Genomic DNA, 13248 nt, shown 5'->3' on the forward strand with positions numbered 1-13248 from the left:
AAACGCTTTACAATAAGCCAATAATTTTTTTATTGAAATCGGCATCGTTGGTAGTTGCTGCAAAGTCATCAAAAGCTTTGTCAGTAACACGTATGATATGGTCTTTGATAAATGCTGCACCTTCACGGGCACCATCTTCTGGATGTTTCAGGCAGCATTCCCATTCCATTACAGCCCAACCTTTGTAATCGTATTGGGTGAGTTTGGAGAATATCGTTTTGAAGTCTACCTGACCATCGCCCGGGCTACGATAACGTCCCGCTCTATTGAGCCAGCTCTGATATCCACCAAAAGTTCCTTGTTTTCCTGTTGGATTAAATTCTGCATCTTTTACATGGAACGCTTTGATACGTTCGTGATAGAAATCGATGTATTGAATATAATCCAGGCACTGTAATACGAAGTGGGAAGGATCGTATAACAAGCACGCTCTTGGATGATTGTTCACCTTTTCCAAAAACATCTCGTAGGTCTGTCCATCGAAGAGGTCTTCGCCCGGATGTATTTCGTAACACACGTCCACGCCACATTCGTCAAAGTAGTTGAGGATTGGCAACCATCTTCTGGCTAATTCTTTAAAGCCTTCTTCTACTAATCCGACCGGTCTTTGAGGCCATGGATGGAATGTGTGCCATAATAATGAACCGCTAAATGTGGCATGAGCATTTAATCCCAGATTCTGAGAAGCTTTAGCTGCGTATTTTAATTGCTGAATGGCCCATTCGGTTCTGGCTTTGGGATTACCTCTTAATTCAGCTGGAGCGAATGCGTCAAAAAGATCGTCATATGCCGGATGTACGGCTACCAGCTGGCCTTGCAAGTGCGTGGATAATTCCGAAATTTCCAGTCCACAGGCAGCAACAATGCCTTTGATTTCATCGGCATAGGTAGTGCTTTCTGCGGCAAGCTTTAAGTCAAATATTTTGGGATCGTTAGTTGGAATTTGTACTGCGATGAATCCTTTTTCGGCCGCCCACAGACAAATCGATTCCAGGTTATTGAAGGGAGGATTTTCTCCCAGAAACTGGGCTAAGAAGATACCCGGACCTTTTATCGTAGTCATATTCTAAAGTTTTATTCAGGCTATAAATCTATAAAAATATTCTTACAAAAACGGCAGATTACAATTTTCTTTATGATAGTAATCCTAGGTTGAAGGTCACCTACAAAACGATAAAACATGAAGTTTATTGTATGTAGTAAACATTATTCGGTATCGATGATTTGATTCCTCAAAAGATCTTCGAATACATCTCTTTTTCGAATCAAACGGGGCTTTCCGCTTTCCACCAATACTTCGGCAGGTTTGAAACGTGAGTTATAATTGGAAGACATTTCAAATCCATAAGCGCCTGCATTACGAAATACCAGCAAATCGCCTTCTCGCACTTCGGGTAGAGGACGCGACCATGCGAAAGTATCAGTTTCGCAAATATTCCCCGTAACGGTATATTCTTTTATAGCACCCTGCGGATTGGTAATGTTTTCTATGCGATGATAGGCGTCATAGAACATCGGTCGTATTAAATGATTAAAACCGCTATTAACGCCAGCAAAAGTAGTAGTAGCTGTTTCTTTCAGTACATTTACTTTGGTGATAAAGTAGCCGCATTCACTTACTAGAAATTTGCCGGGCTCAAACCATATCTGCAGATGACGAGTGCGCTCATGAGCTTCAAAAGCCTGCAATACCTTTACTGCTAGTTCTTCAATATTCAGATATGGGTCATCTTCTTTGTAAGCTACTTTAAAGCCACCGCCTAAATCTACCGATTTCAAATGCGGAAAATGAGGAATAATGTCAAACAGTACTGCTATGCCTTTCAGGAATATATCCGCATCTTTGATATCGCTGCCTGTATGAATATGCAGATTAGTAAGTTGAATATCGTATTGTTGTACGACGGCTTTTAATAAATCTAATTGCTCTACCGGAATGCCGAATTTACTTTTATCATGACCAGTAGAAATTTTGAGATGTCCTCCGGCCAGAATGTTAGGTCTTAATCGTACCCCCACGGGATAGCTGTTACCGAATTTTTTACCGAATTTTTCCAAATTCGATAAGCTGTCGATATTGATAATGACACCCAACGATTGAGCTTCTTCTATTTCCTCAAAGCCAATGCCGTTGCTCGTATATAATATATTTTTAGGCTCGAAGCCTGCGTATAAAGCCAATTTTACTTCATTGATAGAACTGCAGTCGATGTTACAACCCTCATTCTTTAATACTTTTAATATGTTGATATTGGTGAGGGCCTTACATGCATAAAAAAAACGGACTTTGTCAGTATTAAAAGCTGTTATAAGTCTTTTATACTGTTCTTTTATCTTATCCGCATCGTATACATATACTGGCGTACCGTATTCGTTTGCTATTTGTTGTAATAATGCTGTACTTAATTCTGTAGCCATGATTTTAGATATAAAAAAAGCAGTAAAAGATACTGCCTGAACAATTAATTATATAAGAAGAACACTATAAAGGATTTTTATCTTGAAGCATCATCTTCTACATCGTCCTCTTCCTCATCTTCATCAATATTCTCTTCTGAGTTATCGGCATCATCATCATTGTTTCCTTCACGATGCGCTTCGTTATCGGCCTCTTCTACCTCGTTTAAATCATCATCAGCTGCTTGGGGTGAAGGACTTTCGGCTGCGATGGCTTCGGTAGATGCGGTGTGCTCTTGGCTTTCTTCTGCCGATGTATTTCTTGCATCATGCTCGTTACCATCCTGCGTAGTGGCTTCAATCAGTTCTCCGTTTTCGGAAACTACCAGCGGAGCTCCATCTTCAGATGGTATATCGCTTTCTCCTTCGGTAGTTTGCTGACCGTTTACTACAGTAGGTTCTACAATCTGATCGGCTAGCACTTCTTTTATTTTGGGCAGTTCTTCAGGCGAGTTGATACCGAAATAATCCATGAAGGATTTTGAGGTAGAATACACCAGCGGATGTCCCGGCAGGTTTTCATTGCGACCGCTTATGACAATAAGTTCTTTCTCCAGCAATTTCTGAATAGCATAATCCGCACTTACGCCACGAATGGCCTCAATTTCCCCTTTGGTTACGGGCTGTTTATAGGCAATAATTGCCAATGTTTCCAAAGCCGCACCTGACAAACGTTTCATGAATTTATCACCATTCAGCTGTGCAATGGTTTTGTGATACTCCTTTTTCGTGAGGAACTGCCAGCCACCACCGCTTTGTACTACATGAAACGGGTAAAAATCGGAGTCGTATTTCTCCTTTATTCCTTCAATTGCCGACTCCACTTGATCTAGTGTGATTTTGTCTTCCATGAAGCCAAAAGCATTGTTGAGCAAGTCGGTAATTTCCAAAGCCGCAAGGGGCTTATCGCTTGCAAAAATCAAGGCTTCAATATGCGGAATCAGTTCGGCAATTTCCATGTGCAGGTGTGGATTTATGATTTGAGCAATAACACCTAATCTTTTGATGATTATCCTTGCAATGCAGCGGCACCGCTCACGATTTCTGTAAGCTCGGTTGTAATAGCTGCTTGTCTTGCACGGTTGTACGACAGTTTTAATGAACGCAGCATCTCGTTAGCGTTTTCGCTTGCTTTATCCATTGATGTCATACGTGCTCCGTGTTCAGAAGCGTGAGAGTCTAATACCGCTTTAAATAATTGCGTATTCAAGATTTTGGGCATCAGTTCTGTAATCAATTCTGCCTTGTTCGGTTCAAAGATGAAATCGGCTTTCACTGCGCCCTGAGTGTTTTCAGCTTTGGGAATAGGCAAGAATCTTTCTACAGTAAAGATTTGGGTGGCCGCGTTCTTAAACTGGCTGTAAACAATTTCAATGACGTCGAACTGTTTTTGTTTATAAGCATCCATTGCGGCCTGTGATATCTTCTGCACATTTTCAAAGCTCAGATTCAGGAAGATATCTTTATAAGTATCGTTTGTATTATAGCCCTGTTTTGTTAAGGCTTCGTAACCTTTTTTACCTAAGTTCCAGATCGTCACATTACCTTTCGCAAACTGTGCCTGATATTTTTCGTTTATTACCGATTTGGCCAGCTTCACTACATTAGAGTTAAAGGCGCCCGCAAGACCACGATCACTGGTAATTACAATCAGTAATACTTTTTCGATGGGTCTTTTCTGTGCCAAAGCCATTTCAGTGTCTCCATCGCTACTGCTTACGATGGTGCTGAGCATACTTTGTAATTTCTGCGCATAAGGACGCATTTGCACAATAGCATCTTGTGCACGACGAAACTTGGCAGCGCTTACCATTTTCATAGCTTTGGTAATCTGCTGCATACTTTGTACAGATGATATACGATTGCGAACTTCTTTTAACTGGCCTGCCATTCTTTAAAAACTTTGGTTTTTAGGGCGCAAAAGTACGTGCAAAACGTCAATTTTCAATATATAAATAAAATATGTGGAAAAGCTTTATGTTTATGGGTATCAGCCCAGACGGATACGTCGTGCCATAGCCATCACACAGCCTATAACGAGAAAGATTACACCTGCCCATACCAGATTGATATAGGGGAACTTATAGGCTTTCAGCGTGAGATATTCCAGTACACTGCTCGACTCTTTTACTCCTACCGTAATACCGTTCTGGTCTGCATCATTGAGCTGCAATACCAGACTTTGCGCCATAATCGTATCCTGTGACTGGAACAGTACCTGACCACCCCCCTTAATCAATAGCAGGTCGGCCTGATACGAAGGACCATTAAGCTCCTGAACTTTTACAGTAGCAGTATATCCCGTATCGGTTTTAGCAAAGCCTTCTACGGGTAAATTGTCTTTGGCAGCTACTTTTTCTATCAGCATGTACCCGCGACTGTAAAAAACAGTGTCCCCAACAGTTACCCGATGTGGCCTAAAACTAGCCGTGTCATCCAGCTCATTGGGTTTGTAAAATGATGATACATAAGTAAATACGTCGTGGTTCCAGTAGTGTTTACTGGAAGGATTCGCCATTAGGCCCTCATTGCCTTTGTAATTTACGAAAGCATTGGGCAACAATGTGAATTCCTCATTGTGTTTTTTGGATTTGAAATGTATTTTGAAGAAGGTCTGTTGTTTTTTGGGATGGGACGAATCGCCTACGTAGGTTACCATGTAATCACCCATTTGCATGGGAATGCCTTTTACGAGGGTGAGATTTTCTCCGGTTTTTTCCTTACTGCCCTCGCCGAATGGTACGGCAATACCACTGGTATTCCAAGAAAGAATTTCTTTTTTGGAAGATGAAATAATCATTCCTACCAGCATTAGAGCAAATCCGAAATGCGCTACGGCGCCACCGCTGTTTTTCAGATTACCCTTAAAACCTACCCAGATGTAGGCGGCATTGGCAATAGTGGCATATACGGTAGCTACCAGCGCCAGCCATATATTAATCAGGAATCCCATACCATGCTTATCGTAATTGATATTGCCAAAGGCCAGAATCAGTCCGGCAACGATGGCACTGATAAGGGTAGGAATACCTATTTTCTTTATTAGGAACTTTCCACTGGTACTTTTGTACTTTAGGTATTGAGTAATAGCCGTTAAAATACCAATTACAAATGCTACCAGCACCTGAATTTTATTGTAGTGAAATTCGTCGTTTTCTCCCGGTGCAGCATTAGCGTTGAAAAGTTTATTAAACACAGGTAACGAAGTCTGGAAAATGATAATAATGGCCGACAAGAAAAATATAATGGAGCCAATAAACATCCAGAACTCCCTTGAAGAAACACTTTCTTCTTTTGCCACAGTGGGCACCTGTTTGTTCAGTAATACTATGAAAGTGATAATTCCTGAAAGAATTACATACAGGGGGAAGCCCGGTATATATTCCGCAAGAAAATAGGTTGCGAGCGATAAAGCTGCTGTTACTCCGGTAATGATAAGCCGCTGTTTATTGGTTGTTGCGGCGAAAAAGGCGGTTATCCACACAAATACGATGAGGAATAAGAACAGCTGTCCGTTCATGCCTATGTCGGCAAAAGCGTGTACGGAAGAATCGCCTAACACGCCACTTTTGGTGAGGAAGGTGGAATAAATAATAAACAGAAAGGATAACGCCAGAAATATAAAAGACGAACGGAGCGAGTATCCAGTGTGTTTATAAATAAGCAAGGTGTGCAGCCCCGATACCATAATCATCCAAGGAACCAGCGAGGCATTTTCAACTGGATCCCATGCCCAATATCCTCCAAAGTTGAGCGATTCGTAAGCCCATTTGGCTCCCATCATAATTCCCAAGCCCAAAAAGGCAATAGAAAATAAGGTCCAAGGGATTGCACGACTTACCCATCCTTTGATATCGCGGGTCCATAAGCCGGCCATGGCGAAGGCAAAGGGGATAAGAGTAGAGGCAAATCCCAAAAATAGCACGGGCGGGTGTATGACCATCCAATAGTTTTGTAATAGCGGGTTTAGGTCGTTCCCATCGGTAATCATGGACAGATAATCCGGACGGATAGGCTTGGTTACGTCAAAATCGACGTGCATGGCTGGAGCTTCGTCCAGCAGGCCTGAATCTCTGAGTAGGATAAAGGGATTGGAGCCGATTTTTACTCCAAAAACATAAATTCCCACTACCATGGTGGCTAAAAAAAACTGGGCAAAGCTGAGAATGGACATAACTGGAGCTTCCCATTGTTTCTCGCGTTTGATAACAATTAGCCCCAATACACAGTGCCAGAACGCCCATAGTAGCGTACTTCCTTCCTGTCCCTCCCAGAAGGCGCTCATGATGTATTTGAACTCCAGCGAGAGGCTGGTATGTTGCCAGGCGTATTTATACTCGAAAAGATGATGATATAGGATATGAAATAACGCGGCGAATATTGCCAGAATGGCTACAGCTTCGGTATAAAAAGCCCATCGTCCCAGTTTCAGCCAACCTGACTTTTCTTCCGGTGCAGCATGAACAGCTTTAAAATACGCAAATGCTGCCACCAGCGAAGCTACCAATGAAACTAAGATGAAAAAATGCCCTGCCTGCCCCGGCAAAAGGTGCTCGCCAATGTATTCCATAAATAATATTACTGTTGTTTAGTAGTTACTATACTGTTAGATGGAGGAACGTTGTAAGAAGTAGTTCTCTGTCCTTGCGGTATATGTTTTGAAGGGTCTTCGTCTTTGTATTTGCTGGGGCATTTGGTTTGAATGCTCTGGCAAATAAATTTCCCATCTTCGTATTTCCCTTTTAATACCAATCTTTCACTCAGTTCAAAGTTTTCGGGTTTGGGGTTGTGATAGATCACCTGCACTTTCTCTCCTAAGCTATCTACAGCAGTAAAGGCTAAGTAATTAGGGTTTTTGATAGCATCGTACTCCAATGGCTCGGATTTATCCCATTTAGCCATCAGATGCACATATTTTCCTGGTTTGGCTTTTGCAGTTGCCACAGAGTCGTAAGTAGTGGTAGTTTGTAAAAAACTTGCTAATACAGCAATAGCAACGGCAGTCAGCACCAGTAAAATAATGTGGATTTTCTTCATGCTATCAAAATTTTTGCAAAATTAAGGCAAATAGCCTGTGTTCGGTACTTTAACAAAGAACCGCAGCAATTGTTTTGAAAAACAGGGATATTATTTTAACTACCTAAAAAGTAGTTATAGCTTCTCTAAGAAGCAGTTGGGTAAGGGGTGTGTGGGGGTGAGAACTAAGCTGAGGCCGTAATATTTGCAGCAAAAAATCCTCTAGGACCTTTTTGAACCTCAAAACTTACATTTAGGCCTACTTTTAACTCAATAGAGGAGGCATTGATATGTGCAAAAAAGCTTTCCTGGGTTTTTAGGTCCCTGATAAAGCCGTATCCCTTGGCAGGATCAAAATAAGACACAACCCCTTTTCTGACAGTATCAGTAGGTTGTAGAGCATTGCTGTTGGCCACAGTGGGCGGAATAGAATCGATATCGGCGGGAGGGCGTTTGTCGGGTGGAGTATCGGTAAGATTACCGTTTTCGTCTACATAGGCGAGCATTTCATCAAGGCCTTTGCCTTTTTTAGAATTTTCTTTGCGTTCCTGTCTTTTTTCCTCTTTTTGTTGTTTTGCATTTCGTTTTTTCTGTTCACGTTCTCTTTTGTTCCAGCCGGCCATTTTTATAAATTAAGATTAGAAAATATGGAATTATCATCGAATTTGATATACTACTTTGCTACACTCAGCTTCGTAAAAACGGACCCGTGAAACAAACGTGACCATTCGATGTTTTTATCTTTCTTCCATTTGTCGATATTTTTTGCAACTACTAAACGCCAAAAGTTTTTTGCTTTTAGCTCGCTGTAGTCATTATGCGAAATAAAAATACCGGTTACAGTAGCTCTGTTCTTAAAATGTATATTTACGACGGTACTAGCCTTCGTATTTGCATTGAGGAATTTTTCTATTGAATTTATCTCCATGTGATGATTTTAGATGAGTATTTACTGGAACCGGTAAAGGCCGGTATTACCAGCGGCTGCTTACATAACTGCGCTTTTCTTCTCTGGGTTTAGCTTCCATAACTTTTATGGAGCGTCCTTCCAGCATGGTGCCGTTAAGATCTTTAATGGCTTTGAGCGCATCTTCGTCAGCCATTTCCACAAAACCAAAACCTCTGCTTTGATTGGTAAATTTGTCTGTAATAACACGTGCAGATGCTACACGGCCGTAGCTTGAAAATAGTTCGGTAAGGTCTTCTGTTGTAAGACTGTAGCCCAGATTGGACACAAAAATGTTCATTGTAAAATATTTAAAAAATTAAAAACGATTTGAGAACGGCAAACTTGTAAAACTGATCAGATAGGAAAAAGAGAAGCTTACAACTGAGCAATCACTCAAATTAACTTATGGCGAAGATAGGGGTATTTGCTCACTCAGCACTGATATATTTTCATTATATCGTTTCTTTAACAATCCCTATCTGCAGATATTGAATAAATAAGCATACCTTCATGAGGAGGAGCCCCTCTTCTCAGCGTTCAAAAATTTTTGCATGAAATCTTTACACTCTTTAACAGATCCCATCTATGTTCCTAAAACATTAAATTGGTATGATCGTTTCTGGATGCACTATCTTAAGGAAGAGCGCGATTTGCCTTTTATTTATTTGCTTACTAAGATTCATCTTACAGTAGTGCCTATAGCCATTTTGTTGTTTACACCTTTGCTTACAGGTTGGATATGGTGGATGGTGGCAGTGGGATATTTCTATTTATCTCAGTTTTATTTTAAAGGTCGTTACGGGCTAATGTTTCATTGCCTTTGTCACCGTAAAATTTTCAAACCTGCCTATCAGAATACCTTTCATTTTTATATCACATGGTTTGTGGGACCATTATTTGGTCATGCTCCAGAAGGCTACTACAGTCATCATTTGGGAATGCATCACGTAGAGAATAATAATGAAGAAGATACAAGCAGCACAATGCACTATCAGCGAGATAGCTTTAAAAGTTTTCTGGCTTACTTTTTTAATTTTTTGCTATTAGGGTTTAAGGAAACTTTTCAATATCTGTACCGGCGTAAGAGAAAAAAGCTTTATACAAGATTCTCTGTGGGTGAGTGGACGTACATTGTCTTTTGTATTGTAATGTGCTTTTTCTTTTTAAAAGCTACTCTAATAGTATTTGTGCTTCCTCTGATGTTTGCCCGTTTTGTAATGATGCTGGGTAACTGGACACAACATTCATTTATTGAGCATTCCGATCCTGAAGATATATACACTAACTCTATAAATTGTATAAACACTGTGTATAATCACGCATGCTGGAACGACGGCTATCATATCATTCATCATTTACGCCCTGGTATGCATTATACTGAAATGCCCGGAGAATTTTGGAGGCGGAGGGATGAGTTTGCTAGCAAAAAAGCTATCGTCTTCGACGGAATTCATTATCTACATGTATTTTATTATCTGATGACAAAACAATATAATAAGCTGGCCGATAACCTAGTAAACATTAATGGTATGTTTGAGAGTAGAGAAGAGGCTATTGTACTTATGAAAGAGCGTACAAGACGGTTAAGATGAGATATAGGAGAGATGTAATTCTTTAGTGAAGTGGTTTCAACACATGCAAGCTATAAAGTAGTTTCTATATAAATAAATTCAATTGTTTATTAAGCAATACTTTTCAAGCTTGAATGATTATTGTGATAACATTCTACTTTGAAAAGCTTCGTAACCTTAGAGGATACAATAGTATTCTCATTTTATCATAATACATAATATTGGAAATTTCATTTTGAAATACACTGGGGTAGGCTTTTATTTTGGATGGATGTCTATAAATATTTTATATAATCATTTTAGATTCAGTGGTGGATTATTATAGTTGCTATTTTGTATTTAGGATACATACATGAATATATTTCTTCATTATTATACTTCAGTAAAATATTTGAATATACATTGCTTTTACAGCAACTAGCGTAACTGTATTGAAGTTTTCTATTTTTATAAGGCTAAGATTTAATAAAGTTTCAGAGCTTATAAATCTTAATTGAATGACTGCCTATATGCTAGTGGTGATAATTGGGTCTTTGCTTTGAATAACTTATTAAACGAGGAGGGATGCTCGAACCCTAGTTCGTATGCTATTTCACTAATAGTCAAGTGACTGCTTGAGATTAATATTTTTGCTTTTTCAATCAGTACGTTGTGAATATGTTGTTGTGCATTTTGCCCGGTATGTGTACGCAGCATGTCACTCAAATAGCTGGGAGAAATATGAAGATGATCCGCAAGGTATTGCACGGTGGGTATGCCATGTAATAGTGGTTTTCCGCTATGAAAATATTCATCCAACAAGCCTTCTAGTTTTTCTAGTAGCGTACTATTAATTCGCTTTCTTGTAATGAACTGACGCTTGTAAAATCGGTTGCTGTAGTTCAGCATTGTTTCAATTTGAGAAACAATAATATCTTGGCTAAAATCATCAATAGAGCTTTTTAATTCCTCCTTAATATTGATAAAAAGAGGAATAATCGTACTCTTTTCTTTATCGGAAAGATGTAGGGCTTCATTTACGGAGTAAGAAAAAAATCCATATTGTTTAATTTTTGTAGCCAAAGGATAGCCCGCTAAAAAATCTGGATGGAATAATAAAGTAAAACCGGTATGATCATGATTGTCGTCTCCCTTTGAACTAATTTGATTGGGGACTTTAAACAACATGCCCCCTTCATCAAAGTCGTAATAGCCCTGCCCATATTTTATCTTACCACTTAGTTTCATTTTATAGGATATTTTATAAAAATTGAGAACAAAGGTTTCTGGCATTTGATGTAGCGGTACTGCGGCACCGTTGTTCTCAACCAAGCTTATCAATGGATGCACGGGCTTGGGAAGTCCCACAGTTCGATGTAATTCGGTAAGGGAAGAGAAGCGGTGTGGACTATTTGGTTTCTTCTTCATATTAGCCATGAGCGGATTTACTGTAAGCTAATAATTATTTATTTAACATACTCATAAACTTCTCCGGATAGCGCTCGCCCGCTACCATATTGGGTGGTATTATGGCATTTATACTTTGCAATTCTTCCCAGGTGAGCTGAATATTTGCTGCTGCAATATTTTCTTCCAGATATTTAATGCGCTTGGTGCCTGGAATTGTGATGATGTCATTTCCTTGGGCAAGAACCCACGCAATAGCTAATTGGGAAGGCGTACAGCCTTTTTTGTTAGCTAATATTTTTATTCTATCTACCAATTCTAGGTTTTTATAAAAGTTTTCTCCTTGAAAGCGGGGCATAAATCTGCGATGATCTTCGATGTCTTCAGGTTTTTTTATGGTGCCGCTTAAAAAACCTCGAATGAGCGGAGAGTATGCTACAAGGCCTATTCCTAGCTCTCTTATAGTAGGCAAAGTTTCAGCTTCAATATCGCGTGTCCAGAGAGAATACTCTGTTTGCACTGCAGTTATCGGGTGTATGCGAGCCGCTTTGCGAATGGTTGTTGCTGATACCTCTGAAAGCCCAAGGTGACGGACAATACCCTTAGCGACAAGATCGGCCATGGCACCTACAGATTCTTCAATGGGGACAGTAGGATCCACTCTCGCTAGCGTATATAAATCAATGTAATCAGTCTTAAGCCGTTGTAAACTATTCATTACTGCATTGTGGATATAGTCCGGGCGACCATTTACTCGGCTATACCCTGAGGGAGACATCATCATACCTGTTTTTATAGAAAGGAATGCTTGCTTTCTTATCCCCGAAATAGCTTGTCCTATAAGCATTTCGTTGTGGCCAGCATGATAGAAATCAGCCGTATCTAGAAAATTATGTCCCAGTTCTAGAGCTCTTTTTATTGTGGCAATGGCATCTGCCTCATTGCTTTGTCCATAAACGCCGGACATGCCCATGCAGCCTAATCCTACTGCGGATACGAGGGGGCCGTTTGTTCCAAGTTGTCTTTTCATGTGTTTTAATTTTTATAGAACAAAGGTGCGACAGGGGGGCACGTAAGAATTAGTCTAATTCCCTATTTGCTTAGTTAGATTGAAGACTAAGGTTGGTAAATTAATACATACCACATAATGATGAGGGACATTAAAACAACAGTTGACAACAACGTTCTCAATGCAAATCTTACGCATTCATTCGGTTACATGAAGTGAAGAGCAAAATTGGAGGCATCTAAGCTGACGTTGAATCTAGGAAAATAAAGTTTACCTTCATGACATTTGGATCTCATTTTAGAATTGAAAATATAATCCTACGTTGTGCTTGCCAATTTAATCCATATGGCGCCATGATTTTTGAGATTTGATTGCATTTTAATAAATTGAGTGGCATTAGAGTAGAATATAACATTGCCCATACTCAAAAATGAGTGTCGCTTATGAGTGGGAAAAATGCTTATGCAATAGAATTGCGAGAATAGTTGCGGTTTATTGGAGGAGAACTTTAATTCAGGACATTTGACTATTCGCTGAATTATTTACTGCTCTCGGGATTAATGCCTCAATGGTCATTTGTATCGCAAAGACATTGCATTATTTTTTCGTGTCTTTTTCGTCAACTTAACTTCGGATATAGTTTTGGAATAGTGTTGTAGATAGCAACTTGGCAATGAGGTACTCTAGTAATAGCAAAACTAATGGAACAAATGCACTGTATCAATGCTAGAGAATAAAGCCGCTAACTTCTTTGGCTTTAGTCTTGATGACCTAGCTTTCTTACCTATTCCGATAATTAAGTTTTATGCAATTTAACTGTTTTGAGATTGAACAGAAGTTTGAAATTTTCTATAAAAATT

General features: G+C 39.7%; 12 protein-coding genes. 1 reads left to right on the forward strand and 11 read right to left on the reverse strand.

All coding sequences use genetic code 11. From position 1 onward, the window contains the following. Window positions 1-7 precede the first annotated feature (7 nt). The 9 genes from V2H41_RS03835 to V2H41_RS03875 form a co-directional block, all read right to left on the reverse strand. Window positions 8-1063 (reverse strand): sugar phosphate isomerase/epimerase family protein, encoded by a 1056-nt coding sequence (locus tag V2H41_RS03835; protein ID WP_330973805.1) that lies wholly within the window; start codon window positions 1061-1063, stop codon window positions 8-10. A gap of 143 nt (window positions 1064-1206) precedes the next feature. Continuing rightward, window positions 1207-2418 (reverse strand): diaminopimelate decarboxylase, encoded by a 1212-nt coding sequence (gene lysA / locus V2H41_RS03840; protein ID WP_330973806.1) that lies wholly within the window; start codon window positions 2416-2418, stop codon window positions 1207-1209. A 77-nt stretch (window positions 2419-2495) separates the two neighbouring features. Next, complete coding sequence (gene scpB / locus V2H41_RS03845) at window positions 2496-3416, reverse strand: SMC-Scp complex subunit ScpB (protein WP_330973807.1); 921 nt, start codon at window positions 3414-3416, stop codon at window positions 2496-2498. A gap of 50 nt (window positions 3417-3466) precedes the next feature. Further along, on the reverse strand, window positions 3467-4348 hold the full coding sequence (gene atpG / locus V2H41_RS03850; RefSeq protein ID WP_330973808.1) for an ATP synthase F1 subunit gamma: 882 nt from the start codon (window positions 4346-4348) through the stop codon (window positions 3467-3469). Window positions 4349-4447: 99 nt separating this feature from the next. Further along, window positions 4448-7027, reverse strand: coding sequence for a cytochrome c biogenesis protein CcsA (gene ccsA, locus V2H41_RS03855; RefSeq protein ID WP_330973809.1), 2580 nt, complete (start codon window positions 7025-7027; stop codon window positions 4448-4450). A gap of 8 nt (window positions 7028-7035) precedes the next feature. Then, a complete protein-coding gene (locus tag V2H41_RS03860; protein ID WP_330973810.1) occupies window positions 7036-7494 on the reverse strand; it encodes a cytochrome c maturation protein CcmE domain-containing protein in 459 nt (152 codons plus the stop codon). A gap of 164 nt (window positions 7495-7658) precedes the next feature. Further along, the gene (locus tag V2H41_RS03865; RefSeq protein ID WP_330973811.1) at window positions 7659-8096 is read right to left on the reverse strand and encodes a cold-shock protein; all 438 of its coding nucleotides are present in this window, start codon (window positions 8094-8096) and stop codon (window positions 7659-7661) included. 50 nt (window positions 8097-8146) lie between these two features. Continuing rightward, window positions 8147-8401: a short-chain dehydrogenase gene (locus tag V2H41_RS03870; protein ID WP_330973812.1), complete on the reverse strand. Its 255-nt coding sequence runs from the start codon at window positions 8399-8401 to the stop codon at window positions 8147-8149. A gap of 46 nt (window positions 8402-8447) precedes the next feature. Further along, window positions 8448-8720, reverse strand: coding sequence for an RNA recognition motif domain-containing protein (locus tag V2H41_RS03875; protein ID WP_330973813.1), 273 nt, complete (start codon window positions 8718-8720; stop codon window positions 8448-8450). A gap of 253 nt (window positions 8721-8973) precedes the next feature. Here V2H41_RS03875 and V2H41_RS03880 point away from each other — a divergent pair, with 253 nt between their 5' ends. Further along, window positions 8974-10014 carry a fatty acid desaturase family protein gene (locus V2H41_RS03880; RefSeq protein WP_330973814.1) on the forward strand — a complete coding sequence of 347 codons (1041 nt, stop codon included), beginning with the start codon at window positions 8974-8976 and terminating at the stop codon, window positions 10012-10014. 468 nt (window positions 10015-10482) lie between these two features. Here V2H41_RS03880 and V2H41_RS03885 read toward each other — a convergent pair whose 3' ends face one another. Both V2H41_RS03885 and V2H41_RS03890 read right to left on the reverse strand, forming a co-directional pair. After that, the gene (locus V2H41_RS03885; protein WP_330973815.1) at window positions 10483-11400 is read right to left on the reverse strand and encodes a helix-turn-helix domain-containing protein; all 918 of its coding nucleotides are present in this window, start codon (window positions 11398-11400) and stop codon (window positions 10483-10485) included. Between the two features lie 34 nt (window positions 11401-11434). Further along, entirely contained in the window at window positions 11435-12409 is a 975-nt protein-coding gene (locus V2H41_RS03890) for an aldo/keto reductase (RefSeq protein WP_330973816.1), read from the reverse strand. Between the last annotated feature and the right edge of the window lie 839 nt (window positions 12410-13248).

Source organism: Niabella digestorum (genome assembly GCF_036409055.1).
GTDB classification, from domain to species: Bacteria; Bacteroidota; Bacteroidia; order Chitinophagales; family Chitinophagaceae; genus Niabella; species Niabella composti.

What these genes read in the sequence shown, in the direction of transcription:
- V2H41_RS03835 (WP_330973805.1), bottom strand. Translation starts at nt 1,063, where the DNA reads ATGACTACGATAAAAGGTCCGGGTATCTTCTTAGCCCAGTTTCTGGGA.
- lysA (WP_330973806.1), bottom strand. Translation starts at nt 2,418, where the DNA reads ATGGCTACAGAATTAAGTACAGCATTATTACAACAAATAGCAAACGAA.
- scpB (WP_330973807.1), bottom strand. Translation starts at nt 3,416, where the DNA reads ATGGAAATTGCCGAACTGATTCCGCATATTGAAGCCTTGATTTTTGCA.
- atpG (WP_330973808.1), bottom strand. Translation starts at nt 4,348, where the DNA reads ATGGCAGGCCAGTTAAAAGAAGTTCGCAATCGTATATCATCTGTACAA.
- ccsA (WP_330973809.1), bottom strand. Translation starts at nt 7,027, where the DNA reads ATGGAATACATTGGCGAGCACCTTTTGCCGGGGCAGGCAGGGCATTTT.
- V2H41_RS03860 (WP_330973810.1), bottom strand. Translation starts at nt 7,494, where the DNA reads ATGAAGAAAATCCACATTATTTTACTGGTGCTGACTGCCGTTGCTATT.
- V2H41_RS03865 (WP_330973811.1), bottom strand. Translation starts at nt 8,096, where the DNA reads ATGGCCGGCTGGAACAAAAGAGAACGTGAACAGAAAAAACGAAATGCA.
- V2H41_RS03870 (WP_330973812.1), bottom strand. Translation starts at nt 8,401, where the DNA reads ATGGAGATAAATTCAATAGAAAAATTCCTCAATGCAAATACGAAGGCT.
- V2H41_RS03875 (WP_330973813.1), bottom strand. Translation starts at nt 8,720, where the DNA reads ATGAACATTTTTGTGTCCAATCTGGGCTACAGTCTTACAACAGAAGAC.
- V2H41_RS03880 (WP_330973814.1), top strand. Translation starts at nt 8,974, where the DNA reads ATGAAATCTTTACACTCTTTAACAGATCCCATCTATGTTCCTAAAACA.
- V2H41_RS03885 (WP_330973815.1), bottom strand. Translation starts at nt 11,400, where the DNA reads ATGAAGAAGAAACCAAATAGTCCACACCGCTTCTCTTCCCTTACCGAA.
- V2H41_RS03890 (WP_330973816.1), bottom strand. Translation starts at nt 12,409, where the DNA reads ATGAAAAGACAACTTGGAACAAACGGCCCCCTCGTATCCGCAGTAGGA.